The organism is Hymenobacter coalescens, from assembly GCF_054783195.1.
The window spans coordinates 1-609 of sequence record NZ_BAAGRA010000034.1 but is presented as its reverse complement, the minus strand read 5'-3'; the positions used below and the strand labels follow the sequence as shown (position 1 = coordinate 609).

Genomic DNA, 609 nt, shown 5'->3' with positions numbered 1-609 from the left:
GTAGCAGCATGTGCTTGCACTTGCTGTAGCACTTGGTACGGCGGCGGAAGCGTGCCAGGTAGTGGCGCAGCAGGCTGTTGCAGCTTTCCACGGAGGTGGTTTCGGCTTTGCTGCGGTAGTGCAAGTGGATGGGCACCAGGGCGCGGTACGGGCGGTAAAAGTCCGTGCACACGAGCTCAAACGTGTGGCGGGCCAGCGAGGCGAACAAGCGGGCTCCGGTCGCTTCGTCGCGGGCGCCCACGACGGCGTCCAGCACCTGCTTCCGCTCCCGGTCTACCGCGAGCCAGACCCAGCAGGCGTTTTTTTCTGCCCCACGTAGCTGTGCACCTCGTCTACTTCGCCGATGCGCACGGCCTGCGCGGGTGCTTCGGCTGCCTGCCGCTCGGCCCGTTGGCCGTAGGCGCGCATCCAGCGCAGGATGGTCACGTTGGACACGTCCAGCACCCGCCCGATGGCGCGCAGCCCCATGCCTTCCAGGTACAGCTTCAGCGCCAGCTGCCGCTTCTCGTCCGGGTAGGCCACGCCCGCGCCGCCCGTGTAGTTGTAGCCGCAGGTCAAACACCGATACCGCTGCTTGCCCCGCATCAGCCCGTTTTTGCAGCTTGACTC

The 609-nt window shown here is 66.3% G+C and carries 2 protein-coding genes; both read right to left on the bottom strand.

Translation table 11 applies throughout. The features are described 5' to 3' along the window. Positions 1-256 (bottom strand): IS1 family transposase (locus ACYVKQ_RS23155; protein ID WP_460677755.1); only part of this gene is annotated, 256 nt, incomplete at its 3' end. Between the two features lie 17 nt (positions 257-273). Further along, positions 274-609: helix-turn-helix domain-containing protein (locus ACYVKQ_RS23150; protein ID WP_460677754.1), on the bottom strand; the 336-nt coding region annotated here is incomplete at its 5' end.